At 29.2% G+C, this 20,665-nt stretch carries 23 protein-coding genes; 5 read left to right on the forward strand and 18 right to left on the reverse strand.

The genetic code is table 11. The annotated features are described in order from the left end of the window. The first annotated feature begins 247 nt into the window (after window positions 1-247). Complete coding sequence (locus CLFE_RS15715; RefSeq protein ID WP_077894932.1) at window positions 248-3,376, forward strand: SpoIID/LytB domain-containing protein; 3,129 nt, start codon at window positions 248-250, stop codon at window positions 3,374-3,376. 72 nt (window positions 3,377-3,448) lie between these two features. On the opposite strand, the gene CLFE_RS15720 is transcribed toward CLFE_RS15715, so the two are convergent. The 4 genes from CLFE_RS15720 to CLFE_RS15735 all read right to left on the reverse strand — a co-directional run bounded on the left by CLFE_RS15720 (window position 3,449) and on the right by CLFE_RS15735 (window position 6,704). Continuing rightward, window positions 3,449-3,916, reverse strand: a complete 468-nt coding sequence (locus CLFE_RS15720; RefSeq protein WP_077894933.1) for a DUF6790 family protein — start codon at window positions 3,914-3,916, stop codon at window positions 3,449-3,451. A gap of 53 nt (window positions 3,917-3,969) precedes the next feature. Beyond that, window positions 3,970-4,797, reverse strand: coding sequence for a MerR family transcriptional regulator (locus CLFE_RS15725; protein WP_077833853.1), 828 nt, complete (start codon window positions 4,795-4,797; stop codon window positions 3,970-3,972). Window positions 4,798-4,858: 61 nt separating this feature from the next. Further along, complete coding sequence (locus tag CLFE_RS15730; protein ID WP_077894934.1) at window positions 4,859-6,076, reverse strand: glycosyltransferase; 1,218 nt, start codon at window positions 6,074-6,076, stop codon at window positions 4,859-4,861. Between the two features lie 16 nt (window positions 6,077-6,092). Further along, complete coding sequence (locus tag CLFE_RS15735; protein WP_077894935.1) at window positions 6,093-6,704, reverse strand: TetR/AcrR family transcriptional regulator; 612 nt, start codon at window positions 6,702-6,704, stop codon at window positions 6,093-6,095. Window positions 6,705-7,227: 523 nt separating this feature from the next. On the opposite strand from CLFE_RS15735, the gene CLFE_RS15740 reads away from it, so the two are divergent. Genes CLFE_RS15740 through CLFE_RS15750 form a run of 3 tightly spaced genes read left to right on the forward strand, consistent with a single transcriptional unit; the run spans window position 7,228 to window position 8,708 of the window. Continuing rightward, entirely contained in the window at window positions 7,228-7,566 is a 339-nt protein-coding gene (locus CLFE_RS15740) for a hypothetical protein (protein ID WP_077833856.1), read from the forward strand. Window positions 7,567-7,609: 43 nt separating this feature from the next. Next, entirely contained in the window at window positions 7,610-8,122 is a 513-nt protein-coding gene (locus CLFE_RS15745) for a hypothetical protein (protein ID WP_139356224.1), read from the forward strand. A gap of 22 nt (window positions 8,123-8,144) precedes the next feature. Further along, window positions 8,145-8,708 carry a hypothetical protein gene (locus CLFE_RS15750; RefSeq protein ID WP_077851902.1) on the forward strand — a complete coding sequence of 188 codons (564 nt, stop codon included), beginning with the start codon at window positions 8,145-8,147 and terminating at the stop codon, window positions 8,706-8,708. A 166-nt stretch (window positions 8,709-8,874) separates the two neighbouring features. Here the strand turns inward: CLFE_RS15750 and CLFE_RS15755 are convergent, their stop codons facing one another. The 13 genes from CLFE_RS15755 to CLFE_RS15815 form a co-directional block, all read right to left on the reverse strand. Continuing rightward, window positions 8,875-10,296 carry an MFS transporter gene (locus tag CLFE_RS15755; protein WP_077894937.1) on the reverse strand — a complete coding sequence of 474 codons (1,422 nt, stop codon included), beginning with the start codon at window positions 10,294-10,296 and terminating at the stop codon, window positions 8,875-8,877. A 161-nt stretch (window positions 10,297-10,457) separates the two neighbouring features. After that, window positions 10,458-10,622, reverse strand: a complete 165-nt coding sequence (locus tag CLFE_RS15760; protein WP_169851011.1) for a DUF8582 domain-containing membrane protein — start codon at window positions 10,620-10,622, stop codon at window positions 10,458-10,460. A 142-nt stretch (window positions 10,623-10,764) separates the two neighbouring features. Continuing rightward, window positions 10,765-11,259, reverse strand: a complete 495-nt coding sequence (locus CLFE_RS15765) for a GNAT family N-acetyltransferase (RefSeq protein ID WP_077832657.1) — start codon at window positions 11,257-11,259, stop codon at window positions 10,765-10,767. A gap of 77 nt (window positions 11,260-11,336) precedes the next feature. Further along, the gene (locus tag CLFE_RS15770) at window positions 11,337-11,885 is read right to left on the reverse strand and encodes a 2'-5' RNA ligase family protein (RefSeq protein ID WP_242951706.1); all 549 of its coding nucleotides are present in this window, start codon (window positions 11,883-11,885) and stop codon (window positions 11,337-11,339) included. Further along, window positions 11,872-12,483 carry a hypothetical protein gene (locus CLFE_RS15775; RefSeq protein WP_077894938.1) on the reverse strand — a complete coding sequence of 204 codons (612 nt, stop codon included), beginning with the start codon at window positions 12,481-12,483 and terminating at the stop codon, window positions 11,872-11,874. The genes CLFE_RS15770 and CLFE_RS15775 overlap by 14 nt, the downstream gene beginning before the upstream one ends. Then, window positions 12,483-12,812, reverse strand: a complete 330-nt coding sequence (locus tag CLFE_RS15780; protein WP_077894939.1) for a hypothetical protein — start codon at window positions 12,810-12,812, stop codon at window positions 12,483-12,485. The genes CLFE_RS15775 and CLFE_RS15780 overlap by 1 nt, the downstream gene beginning before the upstream one ends. 15 nt (window positions 12,813-12,827) lie before the next feature. Beyond that, window positions 12,828-13,403: a hypothetical protein gene (locus CLFE_RS15785; protein WP_077894940.1), complete on the reverse strand. Its 576-nt coding sequence runs from the start codon at window positions 13,401-13,403 to the stop codon at window positions 12,828-12,830. Beyond that, window positions 13,404-14,000: a hypothetical protein gene (locus tag CLFE_RS15790; RefSeq protein WP_077832654.1), complete on the reverse strand. Its 597-nt coding sequence runs from the start codon at window positions 13,998-14,000 to the stop codon at window positions 13,404-13,406. Window positions 14,001-14,176: 176 nt separating this feature from the next. Beyond that, on the reverse strand, window positions 14,177-14,542 hold the full coding sequence (locus CLFE_RS15795; RefSeq protein ID WP_139356225.1) for an HD domain-containing protein: 366 nt from the start codon (window positions 14,540-14,542) through the stop codon (window positions 14,177-14,179). Next, window positions 14,478-14,627 (reverse strand): hypothetical protein, encoded by a 150-nt coding sequence (locus tag CLFE_RS15800; RefSeq protein ID WP_169851013.1) that lies wholly within the window; start codon window positions 14,625-14,627, stop codon window positions 14,478-14,480. Before CLFE_RS15800 ends, CLFE_RS15795 begins: the two co-directional genes overlap by 65 nt. Before the next feature lie 68 nt (window positions 14,628-14,695). Beyond that, window positions 14,696-16,033, reverse strand: a complete 1,338-nt coding sequence (locus CLFE_RS15805) for an AAA family ATPase (protein ID WP_077894941.1) — start codon at window positions 16,031-16,033, stop codon at window positions 14,696-14,698. 21 nt (window positions 16,034-16,054) lie between these two features. Continuing rightward, a complete protein-coding gene (locus CLFE_RS15810; protein ID WP_077894942.1) occupies window positions 16,055-17,224 on the reverse strand; it encodes a tetratricopeptide repeat protein in 1,170 nt (389 codons plus the stop codon). Continuing rightward, window positions 17,208-18,320, reverse strand: a complete 1,113-nt coding sequence (locus CLFE_RS15815) for a tetratricopeptide repeat protein (protein WP_077832650.1) — start codon at window positions 18,318-18,320, stop codon at window positions 17,208-17,210. Before CLFE_RS15815 ends, CLFE_RS15810 begins: the two co-directional genes overlap by 17 nt. A gap of 240 nt (window positions 18,321-18,560) precedes the next feature. Here CLFE_RS15815 and CLFE_RS15820 point away from each other — a divergent pair, with 240 nt between their 5' ends. After that, window positions 18,561-18,872 carry a DUF3784 domain-containing protein gene (locus CLFE_RS15820; protein WP_077894943.1) on the forward strand — a complete coding sequence of 104 codons (312 nt, stop codon included), beginning with the start codon at window positions 18,561-18,563 and terminating at the stop codon, window positions 18,870-18,872. Between the two features lie 158 nt (window positions 18,873-19,030). Here the strand turns inward: CLFE_RS15820 and CLFE_RS15825 are convergent, their stop codons facing one another. Then, the gene (locus tag CLFE_RS15825; RefSeq protein WP_250944600.1) at window positions 19,031-20,641 is read right to left on the reverse strand and encodes an IS1182 family transposase; all 1,611 of its coding nucleotides are present in this window, start codon (window positions 20,639-20,641) and stop codon (window positions 19,031-19,033) included. Between the last annotated feature and the right edge of the window lie 24 nt (window positions 20,642-20,665).

The following is a 20,665-nucleotide window of genomic DNA, read 5'->3' on the forward strand; positions in this document are numbered from 1 at the left end:
ATCTAAAGGTGTAATTTGGACATCATCCTTTACATTAATTTCCTAACAAAACTATATCATCTTTTTCTTATATTTTCTATAAATAGCACAATATTTTAATTGCTTATTTCATCATATATCAATACCAATATTTGCTTGAAAATTAAAAGATAAACCTTACGATAATTGAATAAAGTGCTTTGGGAGAACCGCGCGCAGATTATAATATTTTCTCTCACACAATCAAAAGATAAGAGGTGAAACTAATATGCAAAAGAGACGCTTGAAATTACTTTCAGGGTTCACTGTAATGGCTGTTACCCTTTCGTATTTTCCACTTTTCGGTGGAATGAAGGTATTGGCTTACAAAAATCAAGCTTATTTTAACGACCTTAAAATAGGTTTAGTTACAATGACTAATCAGACAATAAGTATTAAATTAAATGGAGATTATATGTTAAACGGAACCCTTATTCCCTCTCAATCTACATTAAATTTATCAGTAAACGGCAGTGGAATAGCCCTTAATGGAACTATTTATCCATACATTAGCCTTACTCCTAATAATTCTTCTAATTTGATTACTATAACAAGCGGCAGTCAAACATATAGTTATCCAGGAAACTTTGTTTTTAATGTTAGTGGCGGCAAAATTTTGCCTATAGATTCTACTTCTATGGAATCTTACTTAAAGGGTGTTGTAGGCTTTGAAATGTCCGATTATTTTCCCATGGAAGCTTTAAAATCTCAGGCAGTTGCATCAAGAACCTACGCTTTAAATAATTTAGGCGCCAAGGCTAATTTAGGTTATGATTTTGATGATACAATTAACTATCAAACTTATAGAGGTTCTGTCCCAAGTGATACTCATATAATCCAAGCTGTTGATTTAACAAAAGGACAAGTTGTTACTTATAATGACAACCTTATAAATGCAGTTTTTTCTGCTTCCCATGGAGGATATACAGAAGATGTTAAAAACGTATGGGGCTCCTCTTCGCCATATTTAATTTCTAAACCTGATATTTATAATAACCAAACTGTTGATAACGGCTCATGGTCTCAAGGAAATAAAACCTTTTCCAATGCAACTATAGATGCCACTTTAAAAAGTAAGGGGTATCTGGCATCAACAGACAATTTTGTAAGTATAGATTTAAATTCTATAACAAGATATATAAGCGGCAGAGTTTCCAGTTTAACTATAACTTATAAGGATTCTACTGGAACATTAAAATCCAAAGCCATAACCTCAGATAAGTGCAGAACCTTTTTAAATCTTCAAAGCTCTATGTGGTATTTAAGCTATGATAGTACTAAAGGAATCTATACCTTCAGTGGAAAAGGTTATGGTCACGGACTTGGAATGAGTCAAATAGGTGCTTCTCAGCGTGCAACCTTAGGTCAAAGTTATAAGGATATTTTAGGCTTTTACTACAATAACTCAATTGTAGACAGTGTTATAAAATATGCCAAGCTTGCTTCTTACACAAATAATACTACCAATAATCAAATTTATTTAGGACAAACTGTAAATTATAACGCTACAGGTCAAGATGGCTACGGAAGTTACCTATTTAAATTTGGAGTTATTAAAGATGGCGCTCTCTTAAGCGAAACAAACTACAGCTCAAATAGCAGTTTTGCTTTTACTCCTTCAAATTCAGGAAACTATCAGGTTTATGTAAAAATAAAAGATATATATTCTGATAAAGATTTTGACGATACTCTCTCAACTGCTTTAAGCGTACAAGCAATACCTGCTGTTAATATTGACAGTTTTACAGAAGATACAACTGACGCAATAGTTTCCCAAAAAACTATAAACTTTAACGCCTCAGCTTCTGGTGGAAGTACTCTTGGTTATATGTATAGATATGATATCTCTAAAGATGGAGCAATAGTTCAAAGTACAGATTACAGCTCAAGTCCAGCCTTTACAATAAATCCTAATGTTTCTGGTACATATACTGCTACCTTATACGTAAAGGATACTCTTTCAAAGGCAGACTTTGATTCAAAACAAAGCTTGAATTTCACTCTATATAATGTTCCTTCTGTGCAAAGTATAAATTTAAGTAAAATAGAATTGCTTCAAGGACAAAGTACTACTTTTACACCTATGGTAACAGGGGGGTCTCAAAATTATTTGTATAAATATGAAATTTATCGTGATGAAACCTTAGTTACTACACAAGATTTTTCCTCTGATAGTAATTTTTCATATTCACCAGCTACCTTTGGAGATTACTCAGTTAAATTGTATGTTAAGGATGCACTGTCTACTAACTCTTATGATTCAGTAGCTTCTGCAAACTTTAAAACCTATGCTTCACCTATTTTGAGCAGTTTCATCTTAGATAATGAGCAACTTATATCTGGTAATTCTGCAAACCTTAGTGCTGATGTTTCAGGCGGTTCTGGAAACTCTTCCTATAGTTTTGCAGTATATAATAACGGCTCACTAGTTACTAATACCCCTTACAATGCTAATAATAATTTTTCGTTTACTCCAGGTACTGGAGGCATTTATCAAATTTATGTTTATGCTAAAGATGCATTAGAAGAGGCACTTTATAGTGTTATGGGCAGTACTTCGCTTACAGTATTTAATCCTGTTAAAATATCTCGCACAACTGCAAGTGGCTATATGTTAGACGGAAGTCCTATTACCCTTACTTCAACTACCTCTGACGGAAGTAGCTCTGGAATCAAATACAGATATGAAGTATACAAGAATGGAGTACTTGTTTCCTCTAATTTATACAGTATTTCTCCAAATTTCACTTTTACACCAAGTACCTTTGGAAGTTATACTGTAAAAACCTTTGTTAAAGATAATTTAAGCAGTAGTTCCTTTGATTCTGAAAAAGATTTTTCAATAAATGTAAACAAAGCACCTTTATCTATGAATGTTCCTTTAAACTATGGAACTACAAGTAATGATGTTGTAAGCCTTCAAAATGCTTTGATTTATCTAGGTTATAATATATCAAGTGCTACTGGCTATTATGGAACTCAAACAAAAGCTGCTATTAGTTTAATTCAGAGTCAAAATTCACTACCTACTACCGGAAACGTGGATGCCGCTACTTTATATACTATAAATAGCCAGTTATCCAATAAAGCTGGAAATGCCCTTTTGAATTTTAGCACTTTACCTTTGAATTATGGAACTACAAGTAATGATGTTGTAAGCCTTCAAAATGCTTTAATTTATTTAGGCTCTAATATATCAAGTGCTACTGGTTATTATGGAACCCAAACAAAAGCTGCCGTTAGCTTAATCCAAAGTCAAAATTCACTTTCTGCTACTGGAAATGTGGATGCTGCTACTCTTAAGGTTATAAATAACATGCTTATAAATAAACCTCAAACTAAAGTTTTAAATTTCTAATTTAAAGAGTGGAAAATTACAATGTAATTTTCCACTTTCTAATCAATAGTTACAAAATTTTACAGACTACAATTAGCTAAAATATCTAATAATATAAAGCACAATCAATGTTACTGGTATAATTACATCTGGTAAAACAACAAACGAATTTCCTGCATTAAAATTTTTATTTTTTATCATTTCTTTTATGTGTACCACCGTAGCTCCTAGGAACAATGTACAGAATATAACTATTATAGCTAACCATGAATCCTTACTCATCCAAATACATAATACACCGGAAATTCCCATTCCTAATTCACTATATCCTAATTCTTTTTGAAATGGGCTTCCCTTTTGCCATCCAATATATTCTGCCACCATATCAGACATGAGTACATGTCCTATAAAGCCTTGAATACCAGCCAACGTTACTGTTATTACAAGTTGATAAAATAATAAATTTGTTACTATTAAGTGTACATTTTTTATTGCAGGATTAGTTAGTGTTGTTACAACCCCTACAACAATACCTAACAACCAAAAAACAAAAAATCTCATTTTTACAACCTCCTCAATCTAATCATCAAGAAGAATTATAAAGTCTATTATTGCTATAGAGTCAATACATTTTCTATTGGAATTTGAATTTCCGTAATAAACTCATCAGAATTTCTAGTTATCGAAATATCTACATGATATACTTCCACAGGTTCTCCTATTATTCTAAGTTTATTTTCGTTTGCATAATCTATTAATTGACTATAAGTTTTCGGTTTATTTTTATGCGCACCTAAATGCATTTTGCATAAATAGTATCCTCCACTTATTGTTTTAGTCTTTTCTTTTCCTATAATTTCTTCTTCAATTTCCATGCATACTTCAATATCACATGGTTCTCCTAAAACTCTTTTTCCGTGGTATATGGCAATATAGCTGCCTTTGGTTAACCATTTTTTTCTTGAAGGCATTTTGTTAGCTTCATTAAACAATTTAGAAAAACCAGTTTCATTCAATTTTATAATGTTTCTAAAATAAATAACCTTTCTTGGAGGTATTTTTTTTATTTCTATACATGAAAAATCCGCTCCATTTCTCATATTAATATTATCAATATATAGCTGAAAACTTTTATCTGCATACACTAATTCATTAATCTTCTCTCTAATTATCTTCCTTTTTTCTTTGAATAAATATTTTATATCTTCCATATCATTTTTATGTAAAAATTCGCCTATTTCCTTTAAAGACAAACCTAGTGATGCCATTTGTTTAATTATCATAACAATAACAATTTGTCTATCGCTATAGAATCTATATCCCGTTTCTTTATCTATACTCTTAGGCTTTAAAATACCAATTTTATCATAATATCTTAAGGCTTGAATTGAAACAGCACATATTTTTGAGAATTCACCTATTGAAAATAGTTCTTTGTCCATATACTCTCCTTTTTTAATACTTACGTAGTATTTTCAGTATGACTTTTTACATTATACATACTTAATAATTTAATATAATTTCTGCCGCTTTAGCCGCACCACCAAAACTTTTTATTTCATCTGAGTATATTTTAAGCTTTTCCTTAAATGTATTATCCTTAATAATTTCTCTGCATGTTTTTAAAAGAAATTCTTTATTAAAATTTTCTATATCGGTATTTAATGCACATCCTATTTCAGCGGCCTTCTCAGCATTAAAAGAGCGTTCAAAATGTTTTCCAGGAAAAATAATTGCAGGTACTCTATTTTCAATACACTGCACTGTTGTATTCTGACCACCATGATGAATAGCAACATCTGCCATTTTTAGAACCTCGTCTGATGGAACCATATTTAAAAAGTGTACATTTTCAGCACTATAATTCACACTATCTTTAAACCTTGGATTGCCGCCTGCTGTAGCTATAACATCAAATTCTGAATTTAAAAATGTATCTAAAATCACCTTTTGACATACTTCAGAAGCTACCTCTCCTACACTTAAATAAACATATATCAATGGTCGCTTTTTTTCGAAGTTAAAATTGATCTTTGTGAAGTTTTTAGGTGTAATCGATCCTAAAAATACATTTTTATTATTATATTTCAAATCCTCAAGTTCAGGTATACTTGGAATAAATGTTTTATCACAATTATAATCTACTAAAAGTTCACACACATTTTCAATAGTTTTTAAATTTAAAACTTCTAAAAGTTCATTATAATTTTCAGCATATCCCTCTGTAGTTTTATTCGAAAATCCCAAATAGCAAAAATCCTTTTTTCCTATTGTACTTCCTGTACTGAAATACGGTACATTCATTTTCTTTGCTACTATAGGCATGATCATTTCAAACTCTCCCAAAATAATATCTGGTTTAAAAGTTTCTACTAATTCCATTTCTTCTTTAAAGGTATTTTGCACATAATCTTTTGAAATAAGTCCCTTAAGTCTTATTACATCACATAAGCTATTAATAGAAAACTTAAGTTTAGGTGCACTTTCTTTAATAAAATTGCTATTTCCCTTTTCCCATATTTCCTCCATATGGGGTTTATATCCTCGTATAACTTTGTATCCACAAGCTTCGGCATAGTCTGCTTCTCTCCCTGCAGCCCTAAATAGTATACTTACGTCCTCTCTTCTCTTTCTTATTTCATCTGCCAAGGCAACCAATCTAGTTATAGTACCTAAGGCTTCAATAGCAGCAATTCCTGGAGTAAATAATATTTTTTTCACATCAATCATCCCCTAACTAAAGTTTACTTATCCCATTTATAAAATAATCTATAAATGCTGTTATTTTAGATTTTATTTCATCCTGAGAAAGCTTCTCTCTTAAAAAAAGTTCATGAAAAAATATAAAGTTGAAAAAAGCACCATATATAAATTCTGCTGAAGATCCTGCATCAACTTTTCTAAAATAGCCTTTGTTTATACCTGAAATTATATAATTTTCAAGGGGTCCATTTAAATTTGAATCTAATTTTGTAAATAATGACACGTCTGGTCTATTGCCCGTTTTATCCATTGCATAAAGAAAATGAAATTCTAGTATGCTTTTCTCCATAACATTTTTATAAAAGTACATAAAATAATCTATAAGTTCACTACGATAATTTTCCCCAGCTTCCTTAGGAAGTCCAGAAATTTCTATAGAACTAAAAATTTTAGAATATATGGCCTCTATTATTTTCTTTTTATTAGGGAAAATGCAGTATACCATAGTCTCACTAATTCCTATAACATTAGCAATATCTTTAGCAGTAAAACCAAAGCCCTTTTTTAACATAAGTTCTTTTCCCACACTTATAATTTGCTTTTTTCTTTCTTCATGACTCATCCTTGACTTTGAATTACTTTTCAATTTACCACTCCTAAACATTAATTTTTATACTTACTAAGTACTTACTAAGTATAATGTTGTAATTTCCCATTGTCAAACAAATTTATATAAAATCATTAACGAAATAGGATTAACCTTCTGCATTGGCTTAACTAAGTAAACTTAAAAATATATTTATATTTTGTTCATCCTTATACAATTCTTTTCCAAAGATTTTTTTACATACCCTTTTGAAATAAACCTTCTAAGTCTTATTTAATCTGCCAAGGCAATCAATCTAATTATAGTAATTAAATCTTAAATAAAAACAGTTCTCTGAGTAAATAATATTTTTTCATATTAATCAGCCATTAGCTAAAGTTTATTAAATATTCATATTACTTATTTCATTAATTTAAATTAAATATGAGTTTTTCTTTACCTTTTTATATTTTTTGAAAAACCCTATTGAAAGTTTTTTGTTGTGGTGCTAATATTTATAAATCAACACTTTATATGAAAAATTTACACATAATACAAAAATTTATTTAGGGGGAATATTACTATGAAAAAATATTTAATAGGTACTTTTGTGGCATTTATATTATTAGTAATTTTAGGATTTGCATCAGGAGAGTTACAAGCTATTTACAATCGCACCGTAGGTGTTGACATTAGTAGTTCTGAAACTGATAAATTTCATGCTTCAAAGGGATATGTTGATGGCGTTATCCAAGATTTATCTAAATATAAATTAGAATTATCGCAGACAACAGACAAAGCAGCAAGACAAGCTATAATATCTCACATCAATGAGTCATTTGCTGACTTTAATGAAAATCAAATAAAAAATAAAGATTTAAGGAAGTTTCTTATTGATTGTAGAAATGGAAATATAAAATAAACTGGGGGACTTTATAATGAAAAAAATATTTATAACAATATTATTGATTTTTGCAACAACTTCAAGCGCGTTATTCTTTAGTGGTTGTGACAAATCTAATGATACTAAACAAGCAGAACAAACAGAAGCCTTACAAAAGCAATCTAGTAGCAAAATTGGAATGCCTAATATAACAAACTTTTATGAAAAACGGATGATGAAAACCATAATGGAAGATTGTGATAATTCTAATCTCATAACCTATGCTTATATAAAAAATGATATGACTGGTAAATTCACATATTTAGGTGAAGCCATGGGATATGGTTTACCTTATGGTACAGAGTATACTAATCCTCAATATTCAACCGGTAGTTCTTCAAACAGAGTCACACTACCTCAGGCTGATCCGAATGGTCTATATAAAGCTGAAAATGTTAATGCAACTTGGATAATGCTAATTGATCCGGCGACAAAAAAAGCAAAACCTGTTTACGTTGAAAGTGATGTTACCATTTCCCCATTTAAATTACCTAAAAACTTGATAGACTCAAATACATTGCCCTCTGATTATTAAAAATTGTTAAGGAGATTTTAATATGTATTATAATAATAATTCCAAAAAAAAGAGCAAAAAAAAATTTCTTCTAATCCCATTAGCTATTTTTATAGTTCTAGTGCTTTTGATAATTTTTATTCCTAGAAATCCAGATAATGATACTAAACAAGCAAAGCAAACAGAAGCATTGCAAGAGCAAGCTAGCAGCCAAATAGGAATGCCTAACATAACAAACTTTTATGAAAAAAACATGATGAAAACTATAATGGAAGACTGCGATAACTCCAATCTTATAACCTATTCTTATATAAAAAATGATATGACTGGTAAATTCACATATTTAGGTGAATCTATGGGCTATGGCTTACCTTATGGTACAGAATACACCAACCCTAAATATTCTAAAGACAATGGAATAACTTTACCTCAGGCTGACCCAAATGGATTATATAAGGCTCAAAATGTACATGCTACATGGATAATGCTAATAGATCCTTCAACAAAACAAGCAAAGCCTGTTTATATAGAAAGTGATGTAACAGTTTCTCCATTTAAATTACCTAAAAACTTATTGGATGCAAGCACCCTTCCAGCTGATTACTAAGAAAATAAATTAAAGAAGTAAACTTAACTCCATATACCAAATAGATATGCTTTAAGTTTACTTCATAATGTTTAACTTTTAATATTATTTTGTGTATAAGCTTATAATAATTTCTTAATATAATTATTTGTGCTCTTCACATACTTAATATAATTATTTGTGCTCTTCACATACAATGCTTTTTTCTATACATTCTGAATCCTGTAAAAAACATACCTATAAAGCACATGCAAACCAAAACAATGTACACATATTTCATTCCATAAACGAAAACATTATCTCTTCCAAAAACATAATCAGTTACCCTATATCCTAGCTTTAGACTCATAAAATCATATAAAATAGTTCCAGATAAAATTATTCCAATTATTTGTCCAATATTTCTTACGAGTGAATTAATACTTCCGACTACCCCTAGCTTATTTCTAGGTGCTGATGACATTATTAGTGAATTATTTGCTGGTTGAAAAAGTCCTTGTCCTAAAGCTATTATAACCATATAAAATACTACTATTATTAAAGAAGAACTCTCATTTAAAAAAGACATAAATAAAAATCCACAAGCCATAAGTACAAGACCTAAAAATGTCAATATTTCTGATCCTATCTTATCTGCTAAATTTCCCGCAACAGGTGAAATTACAGCTATGATTATTGGTTGGAGCATCAAAAATATTCCAGCAATAGAGGCAGACATTTTAAGTGTATCTTGAAGATAAAACGGTATTATAATAGTTGATGCTTGAATACATGCAAATGATACAAGTGCACAAAAAAGGCTTAATGAAAAAATATTATTTTTAAAAATTTTAAGCTCCAAAAGTGGATTTTCTGTTTTTATTTCCAATATACCAAAAATTATAAACAGAAATATTGAAATTATCAAACTTACCATAAGTATAACATTTCCAAACCCAAAGTTCTGGGCAGCATTTAAAGCTCCGAATAAGAGTAGGCTTGCTATAAAATACAAAATGCCTCCTTTTATGTCCAATTTTTTACAATCTTTTTTCCCCTTTGGAAGCACTCTTAAACCTGCTGCAAAGGCAATGATTCCTATAGGCACATTCACAAAAAACAAATAATTCCAGGAAAAAGAATTTATAATCAATCCGCCTACAGGAGCTCCAAGCATAGTTCCAAGAGCAACAGCTGAAGCTAAAATTCCAAGTGCCTTTCCTCTTTCTTCAACTGGAAAGATTTGAGTAATAATTCCTTGATTATTAGCCATGTAAGCTCCTGCTCCTATACCTTGAATTATTCTAAAAATTATAAGCATAGTTAATGAATTTGAAAATCCACACATGAGTGAAGCAAGTGTAAATATTAAAGTTCCTATTTTAAATATTTTAGCTTTTCCTTTTATGTCTCCTAACTTTCCAAATATTAAAAGACTAGCACAAATAACCATTATATAGCTACTTACAATCCAAGTTACTTCAGCCATACTTATAGAAAGTTGTTTTGCCATCTTAGGTAATGCTATATTTACAATACTACTGCTAACACAAGACAAAAAAGACATTAACACTACAACAAATAATATAGTCCATTTACTGTGAGAGTTATTTCTCTTTACTCGATTCATTATAAAACCCTCCTATTTTAGTACATTATTGATACACTAAATACTTTTTTCATTACTATATTAACAATTAGCAAACTATAATTCATTAATTATCTTGCTTAGTATTAGTACAATTTTGCTGTTTTTCATAAACTTCAAACCAAAAAAGGTGAAAAATCAATTTATGATTTTTCACCTTTTTTATAATTATAAGCAGCAGCTATACCATATACTATTGCCAATAAAATATATAGAATTGCAGTAACGATATTCTTATCTCTTATGCTTAATATTGCCACAACTATAGCACATAGAGAAACTGCCAATTTAAATTTCCATCTATTCATCTTTAGTATACTCTCTTTCTTTTACGTTCTACTCTCACTATTTTATATTAACAAAATAAAAAACTAATGAATGTAATTCATAATCAGTGCATTCATTAGTTTTTTTATATATAAGATAAAGAAACTATTACCTTATATATAATTACAATAATTTTCCCATATAAAATTCATCTAAATATTCTTTACCAATAAGCATGGCATTCTTTTTTATTCCTTCAATAACAAAACCATTTTTTTCAAAAAGGCGTTTTGCAGCTTCATTTTCACATATTACTGTTAGTTCAAGCCTTTTTATATTTTGATTCTGTGCCCATAAGTTCATTTTCTTAACGAGTTTATTGCCAATTCCTTTTCTTTGGAACTCTTTTTTTACTCCCGTTACAATATAAGCTGAGTGTTTGATTCTTGAAAGGACCCCTCTTGCTGCAGAAATATATCCAATAATTTCTCCCTCTTCCTCTGCAACTAAAAGTAGATCATCTCCTTCCACTGCATCTCTAATTAGACTATTTATAAAGTTCAAATTACTGCTTCTCTCTTCTGGCTCATACATCATGTACTCTGTTTCTTTATCAAGTTCAAATTGCATTCTCCAAAATGAATATGCATCACCTGGTCTTATCTCTCGTATAATCATAATTTATCCTCCTCGCTTTCTTTATTAACCATAACTCTTAATTCTCACCCTACACTTAGCTAAAAATAAAACTTATATTAATCCCTCAATGCCACATCAAACTCAATAATTGAATCTTCATTCTCATCAACAATCTCTACGGAAATCTTATTTACTGTTGTAGTAAACTTGTCCTTAATATCTTGAACTTCTTCAAAAGCTCTGTCTATTTCATTTTTATTTTTAAACTGCCCTATTGTCATATGTGGCAAAAGCTTTTCATCACTAAACCATTCCGGCTTATAACTTTCTAATATTCCTGTATAAAGCCTACAACTAAGTTCTTTTATTGTTTTTCTTCCTTGTCTTACTTCTAAAAACAAGTATCTTCCAAATTCATTGTCCACCTTTAATATTCCTTGCAAACTTAACTTAAAACTTTTAAATTCTACACATACTCTTTTAATATGTTCTTCAATTTCACTTTGGGTAAGATTACTTTTAAAGGTAAAAGCCAAAGTAACATGACCCCTTACATGCTTGAATAAAGGATCATACTTTTCTCTAATTTTATCTATTACTTGCATATTAGAAAACTCCGGAAAAATCATTATAGTTCGTCTTTTAATATTGTTATTCACTACCATCACCCTTATTCATTATATCATTACCCTCTTTTTTTACAGATAGTATCCTATTTGTAGTTGGTAGATATTTTATCTTATAGGTTTCTCCAATGTAAAATTCATACTCACTGTAGATATTATCATAAAAATCTATCTTTTTATTATTCTTAATACTTTTTGCGTGTACAGCTGAAATTATTTTATTCTTACTACCTTTAGGTTTATCAAAGTCTAAGCCTGTTATAACAACAATATCATTTACTGTTTTCCCACCATAATAATCTTTTAAATTATCTTGAAGTTCATCATTCTGCGTCCAAGCACCAAAAATAAGCAATAAAGAAACCACTATAAACATTATTCCAAAAACTTTTCTAGCACTAAGGCTTTTTTCTGAAACCCATCCTCTATTATTATTTTTGACTTTAAAGTAGCTCTTAAATATAGATTTTCCAAATACAAATAATACCGCACCTATTTTAAGTGGTCCACTTATATTATCATAATCATTTAAAAAAGGTGCTTTAGCCTCATTACCTATCCTTATTCCTTCTATAAATATTAGAATACAGATTATATTTAAGACCATATCAATTGCTATATAAATTGCCTTCTTCATTAGTTTTCCTCCAAAGTCTCTGGCCTTAAATAAATTATTTTAAATGAACTTATACAAAAAACCAAAAATATTATACCAAATATCCTGAATTTTTTCCTTCTATGTTTTGATTTAGATTTTTCGATTGAATTATTAATTTCACTAGCCTTCTTAAAAAAATTTCTAGTAACACAAAAGAACGCTGTATACATTATAAGATACACATAAAGCCCGAATATATCCCACTTAAAAGGATATTTAAGAACCAATGAATAAATAGTTACAATAATTGATGATATTATAGTTAAAACAGCTGCTGCTAGTCCTATTCTGTCTATTACTTTCGTCAAAGCATCACCTTCAACTTACTTCTTTTCTTGTATATTTAATATTCTATGTGTGGTTTTAAGATATTTTACATTGTAAACTTGTCCTTGTGAAATTTCCGATACATAAAAAGAACAATGTTTAAATTCTAATTTTTCATTATTACGAATGTTTGTACCTTCTATTTCTGTTATTTCGGTTGTGACATGTCTACTAGCACCACGACCACCTGTATTAGTTTCTATTGTGATTTTTTTAACCTTAAGCTCTACTGAAATTATATCACCATTTTTATATTCGCTTGAATCAATCCTTAACTTGTATATATTATCTAAAGTAGCAACCCCTAAAAGTATTCCTGAGACTAAAAATATGCTTCCAATTACAATAACAGTTTTAGAGGTCTTTTTTTCTTTGGGGCCTTTTTTTGATTTTATAGTATCGGATAGACAAGCCTTACCTAAATAGAAGAAGGCAAGATACAGAATCAAAACTATACTATCCTTACTAAACTCATTTTTAAAAGGTACATTGCAATACAAGCCATATATAACTACCAAAATGTAGGCTAATACTATAAGTATTGATACTGTATTTATAATTTTCTTAAACAACTATTTTGCCCCCTCTACCTTTTCTATTGAAAGCAGTTTATGGGTTGTAGGCAAATATTTCACTTTATATGTATTTCCCTCTACAGCTTGATATATATAAAGAGAACAGTACTTAAATTCTACTTCCTTTTTAGTTTTTACACTTACTCCATCCACTTCTGAAATTATCTTTGTACTAGTTCTAAAAGCACCTTTTCCACTATGCGCATAACCTATTTCTATTTTATTTACCTTTATTACATCGGAAACTATTTTATTTTGTGTATACTCGTAAGCATTAAAAGTCATATCGTGTACATCCATAATAGTGCTTAACCCAAAGAGTATTCCACAAGCTAAAGCAAAAATTCCAACTATCAAACTACTTTTCACTCCATACTTTTCTCTTCTTTGATTCTTAGGTATTTTACTTTGTTTAATAGCATCCCTTATACCATAACCTCCAACATAAAATAATACAAGATACAAAATCAAAATAAAGTTGTAGCTTATTAAATCCTCTTTAAAAGGCACCTTTGACACATATACATATACCGATGCAGCAATCTCTGATACGGATATTATTATGGACACTGTATGTATTATCTTTTTTAGCATCCTTCCTCCTAGAAATTATATTATTATTTAACTTTTAAATCTTCATATGCTTCTTTTAGCCATGGATGAATTACTTGTACATTTTTTATAGCTTCCTCTATGTAACATAAAGCCCCTTTTTCTAGAGATATTTTTAACTCACTTTGAACTTTTTCAAGATATGGAGGAATTCCTTTTTAATCCCACTTAATCTTATCTGCTATAAATAAAACCATATCCATTTTAGAGGCATTTTTCTTTAAAGTTGTGTGGCATTCAATAGCACTTAAAATTTTCTTATTTTTAATTTCAAATAAATCTTCAGCCATAACTCTAGATATTTTCTGGTGTAAAATCAATGGTAGAACCTTTTCCTCCTCAACAATATTTAGTTGAAGCTTCTCTGCTACCAAAAGTCTTTCTTTATTTTCATAAATACCACTTATATCATGAAGTAATCCTGCTATTTCAGCTTCATTGCAATTTCCTACATATTGTTTAGCTATAATATCTAGCTTCCTTTGCCACCCCAATACTATGTTCTGCCACTGAACACTTTCCATAAGCCTTAAGAAGTTTTTGACTATCTTCTTTTATATTTCCCGTAAAATAAAATTTTTCTTTTATTTCCTTAAATACATCCTTCATAAAATTCCCCCCAGGATTTTAGTATTACTAATTATTATACCTTATCCTGCGAGGAAAACCATAAACTTTTAGTCAGCAGACTTTAAATATTCTATCACTTCATCATATATTCCACTTTGATTACTGTACGTAGCATAATTTTTAGCAGTGTTTAACCACTCTATTGTAGAAGGCTTAACTTGCTTTACAGCATCATTTAAATCTTTTGTTGTAATAGGAAGTATTTTCCCCTTTGTCATAGCTATTTTTATTACATTTTCACTTGCCACATCGCAAATTGCTTTTATATCGGCACCAGAGTACTTTACAAGTTTTTTAGCAATACGTTCATAATCAATATTTTCGCATGGCTTGTCTTTTAAATGAAGCTTTAGTATCTCTACTCTAGCTTTAAAATCTGGAGGTTGAATGAATAATATTCTATCAAATCTACCTGGACGTCTTAGCGCTGAATCAACCTGCCAAGGTGTATTAGTAGCTCCGATTACAAGCAAGTTTTCATTATCACTCTGCGTGCTATCCATTTCCACGAGTAATTGATTTGTTAAAGAACGTGAGGCACTACTGCTCATTGATTGTCTTTTACCACCTATAGCATCAATTTCATCTATAAAGATAACCGCTGGCTTATAACGTCTTGCATTTTCAAAAATACTATGAAGATTTTTCTCACTTTCTCCTATGTACATATCTAATATATCCGTTATTGATATATTAGTAAAATTCGCGTTACATTCTCCTGCTGTGGCTTGTGCCATAAAAGTTTTACCACAACCTGGAGGTCCATAAAGCAGAATACCACCACCAGCTTTTTTGCCATAGGCTTTAAAAAACTCTGGATTTTTAAGTGGGAATATTATATTTATGTTTATACTCTCTTTAGCTTTTTCCATGCCTCCTACATCTTGAAAAGTGAACATATTTCTTTTAGGCTTATCTATAGAAAAATCATTATATATTTCATGTTCCTCTTCAACCGTATTTCCTTGAAGCTCTCTTAATTTTTCTCTTGGATCAAACTCTTTAATCTTTTTATAAAATTCATCGTCTTTCAATTCAGGTAATAACTCTACCGCCTTTTCATAACTCTTTAATGCATTCTTATATTCTTTGTTATGAAAAAAACATTTTGAAAGTATTACATGACCATTTGCCCAATTTTCTTCGGGGTCCATTTCCTCATCTACAATTGTTTTTGCCTCATCAAACCTTTCAAGGGAAACAAGACAATTTAACTTGCACTCTAGAGTTTCAAAGTTAAACTCCTCAGCAAGAACTATATTAAAATTTAAAAGCGCCTCTTCAAACAAACCCTTTTTAAATTGAAGCTCTGCCACATGTTTTCTTAAAACTGAATTTTCTGGGCTCACGCTTAACGCATTTATTAATATCTCTAATTCATCCATATCTATTCTCCTCTTTTGTAATTACCTAAATAACCTTAAAAATATGGCTATTAACTTTAAGATAATTAACACCTTAATAATATCTCTTAGAAAATTAAAATTAGTGAACTCTTTTTTAAGTGCTCTCCAAATCTTAATCTTAAAAAGGCTCTTACTATATATTTTTATATTAGCTTCCCTAGCCTTTCTATATATTCTTTCCATATACTCATCTATCTCTTTTTCCTTAGGATTACTTCTCTTTAATACTTTTAAATAATCCACAGCCTCTGACATAGCGCCGCCGTTACAAAGTATTTCAGCATACCTTATATGTTTTTTTACATCCTTCTTATTTATTTTAAAGAACCTATAAAACACATTCATAGCTTCATAATATTTATCCCTACTCAAGAAAATTTTTGCCAAAATAACAAAAGCTTCCGAATTGCTGTCCATTTTTAGATCATTTTCAAAAAATCTTTTTTCTAAAAAATCGTAATAGCTTTCTGGTTTTTCTATGTACCCTTTTACTACATCAATATTTTTACGTGCTATTTCATTATTAGGATCAAGCCTTAGACTTTCATAGAAGTTTCGTATACTCTCCTCTAACTCCCCTAAATATATTAATGAATATCCATAATTTAAATAAGCATTAGAACTTTCAGTATTTAACTTTAAAGCTATTTCTCCTTCTTCTTTTGCTTTATAATACTGCCCCACATGTGTATACAAACCTGCTGCAAAAATGTGATATTCATCATATTCTGGATCAATACTTAATGCCTTATCAGTCAATTCCACAGCTTCATACAGATTTTTTTCTCCACCAAGCTTTTTAAGTGAAAATGCCTTTATGTAATATGCATCAGCATTATTAGGATCAAGCTCTATGGCTTTATTACAATAATTAATTGCTAGTTTAAAATTATCCATATCGAAATATACATTACCACATAATTTATAAGCATAGGAGATCTCTGGATAATTTTCAACTAAATTTAACGCTACTTCGAGAGCTTTATTATTTTTATCAAGAACTCTATAGCTTAAAACTATATAACATAGTGCAATATAATCATTAGTTTCTTCTTCAAGTAAAATTTCACATTCTTTTATTGTAAGTTCATATTTACCACTACCAAATAGAAATTTTATTCTTTTTTTTAAATTCTCTATCTTCTTATCGTAATCATTTGCTATTTCCACTGCTGCCCCACACTTCTAAACAGGTCATTTTATCTATTAGTACAGACTCTATTTTTTCTTTTATTTTTTCTATTTTTAACTTTCTTATTGTCTTATCTACTTCTTTTATGTACCTAACTATTTCCTTCTCATGAGGATTTTTTTCTCTTAAAGCCTTTAAATATAACTTAACTTCACTAAATGCATCTTTTTCATAAAACATTCCTATATATTTTAAATGCCTCTCAATTGCATGTGGATTTATATTAAAGTATTTCATAAAAACTTCATAGGCACTTTTATAATCTTCATTTTCAATATAAATCTTCGCTAATATGATAAAAGACTCTGAATCACTATTTATCTTCAAGTCATTTTCAAAAAACTTCTTTTCTAGTGCTTTATAATATTTTTTAGGATTTTCAATATACTCTTTAACTACTTTTATATTGTCCAGAGGAACTTTATAATTAGGATTTAATTTAAGCGCTTCATAAAAACACTCTAGACTTTCATGAAGTTCTCCTAAGCCTATTAGTACACATCCATAATTTAAATATGCTCCTGCATGCTCTACATCTATCTCTATTGCTTTTTTTCCCTCTTGTTTAGCTCTATAACATTCACCTATATCATAATAAAGTCCACAAGCATGCATATGATATACACTATTTTCAGGCTCTATTTCCATTGCCTTATCAATTAACTTTACAGCCTTTTTTATATTTTCCTCTCCCCCAAGTTTGTCGAGTGCAAAAGATAAAGTGTAATAAGATTCTCCGTAGTAGGGATCCAGTTCTATAGCTTTTCTTGCATACTCTACAGCTTTCTTATAATCCTTTAAATTTATGTATATATGGGCACATATTTGGTAAGGCTGTCCCATATCAGGATTTTTTTCAGCTAAATAAAGTGCAATTGTTATAGCCTTGTCTAAAAGCTTTAAATTCTCATAGCTTATAGCCATATAATATAACCCATTATAATCATTAGGTTCATATTCCAGTAAACTAATACACTGTTTTATTGTAAGATCATATTTATCGGCATGATACAAAAATTTTATCTTCTCCTGCAAATTTTCTATCTGTCTATTACAATTACTTACTGATTCCATTTTTACACCCCCTTATATCTATAGGGTTTTTATAGTAACATGTTTCCTTATATATTTTATCATTATAATATATTTTTACAATATTTTCACGACTTTTTATAATTCAATAATAGTACATTTTAAAATTTTGTTAACAAATAAAGCTGTACACATAAAATTCAGATATTCGTTGCAAATAAATATAATTATAGTACAATATATGTATCTAAGTTTACACTAGAATGTGAGGTAAATATAATTATGATATTAATTGTTGGATTTTTATTATTTTTTGTTTTCGGTCTTATATTAAGAACCGGAAAAGCAAATTGGATGGTCTCTGGATACAGCATGCTTCCAGAAGAAGAAAAGGAAAAACTTGATATAAAAAAAATGTACAAAACTACAGGAAATCTATTGATTTTTACTGGACTCGCTTTTCTTGTAGATTATCTTATAAGTAAATATATACATTTTCCTTACGAACATCTTATACTTGTTGCAATAATAGTAATTATTGTATTTGGAAATTTAATTTACATAAACACGGGAAATAGATTTACAAAAAAATAAAAAAGGGAGTGTCGCAAAATGATTAAAATTAATCATGAGCGATGCTCTTTTTTTGTTTAAGCTATAAAATTGCCTAATATTTTAAATACTATATTAATTATTTGAATTTCCATGAGATTTTGACGCACTAAAATAAACCTAACTATATTATTCCATAATTAGGAAATAGTTTTTAATTCGTGAAGATACTTTTGAGTTCTTTCATTTTGGATTTTTAAATGTAATTTGTTAATGTTATATCCAAAACAAAGCAAAATAAATTCAGTTTTTACACTATTTTTTCCACGTGTTAAAAATCTTTTGAATTCATAGTCGCTTTTTAAAATTCCAAACGCACCTTCAACTTGAATAGATCTGTTCATTCTCAATTTAGTTCCCAATTCAGTTTTGATATTGTTGTATGAAATTTGACGCTTTTTAATAAAAGTCTTTGAAACCTGCATTTTTCGGTTATTCTTTGCTTTTGTGCACTTTGATTTCAAAGTGCAGTTATCGCAATTTTCACATTCATAAACAGTAACCTCAGACGTATACCCACTTGCAGATTTTTTATGAATAATATATGATGGGAATAATTTTCTATTATTATGACAAATATATGTATCTGTTTTAACATCATATTTCATATTTTCACGCTTACTGATGTCGTTTTTAAAACTTCTTTTTTTCCATTTCTCATAAGTTTGAGGTTTTATATATGGTATTTGATTATTAGACTCTAAAAACAAATAGTTTTCTTCACTTTCGTAACCAGAATCTGCAATCACATTAGTATATTTATGACCAATTTTTTCTTGCATATTAGTAATCATTGGTATTAATGTTGCTATATCATTTCTATCATCAAATACTCCAACACCAGTTACATATTCACTATCAACTGCTATTTGTACATTATAGGCAGGTTTTAATTGACCATTTCTCATATGATCATCTTTCATATGCATGAAAGTTGCATCAGTATCAGTTTTAGAATAGCTATTTCTTTTTGAAAATATTTTCTTACTTAAATTATATTTTTCTTGTCTTTCTTTATATTGTGATAGTTGTTCTATCCACTTTTGAATTGCAGTTTTTCTTTTACCGATTCCATGAACAAACTCTATATTTCTTTTTTCTTTTTCAAATAAAAGCCATTGAAGAATTTTGTTTATATCATCAATCAAAGTTTCTCTCTCAATAGTGAATTTCATTAATCTTTCAAGATTAATGGTTTTAACAAGAGCAATAATTTTATCAAACATCTTACCTTCATTTTTATAAATAGCTTTCTTCCAAACAAAAGTATATCGGTTGGCATTTGCCTCAATTTTAGTACCATCGATAAATACATTTTCAAATAATAATTCTTTTTCTTTAGCTAAATAGTTAACTTGTTGATAAAATAAATCTTCAATCACTTCATTTGAAAGATATTTTTTTCGAAATCTACTTATAGTAGCGTGATCAGGTGCTTTAAAGCCTTGAAGTAGCCATTTGAAATTTATATCTCTTTTGCATGCTTTTTCTATCTTTCTACTTGAATAAATATTTTGAGAATAAGCATAAGATATTATTTTGAACATGATTTTGGGTTCAACTGCTGATTTTCTTCCTACGGAAGAATACGCCTTGTACAATTTTTTATAATTTAATCCCTCCAACAAATAGCTTAGCAAACGAACCGAATCATCTTCTGGTATTAAGTTTTCTAAATTTAATGGTAATATAAGTTGCAAATTATCATTAAATTGATTATAATTTTTTGTGTATAATTTAGTTACGTTCATAATTTAATTATACAATCAATGTGA

The organism is Clostridium felsineum DSM 794 (assembly GCF_002006355.2).
In the GTDB taxonomy this organism is placed as follows: Bacteria; Bacillota; Clostridia; order Clostridiales; family Clostridiaceae; genus Clostridium_S; species Clostridium_S felsineum.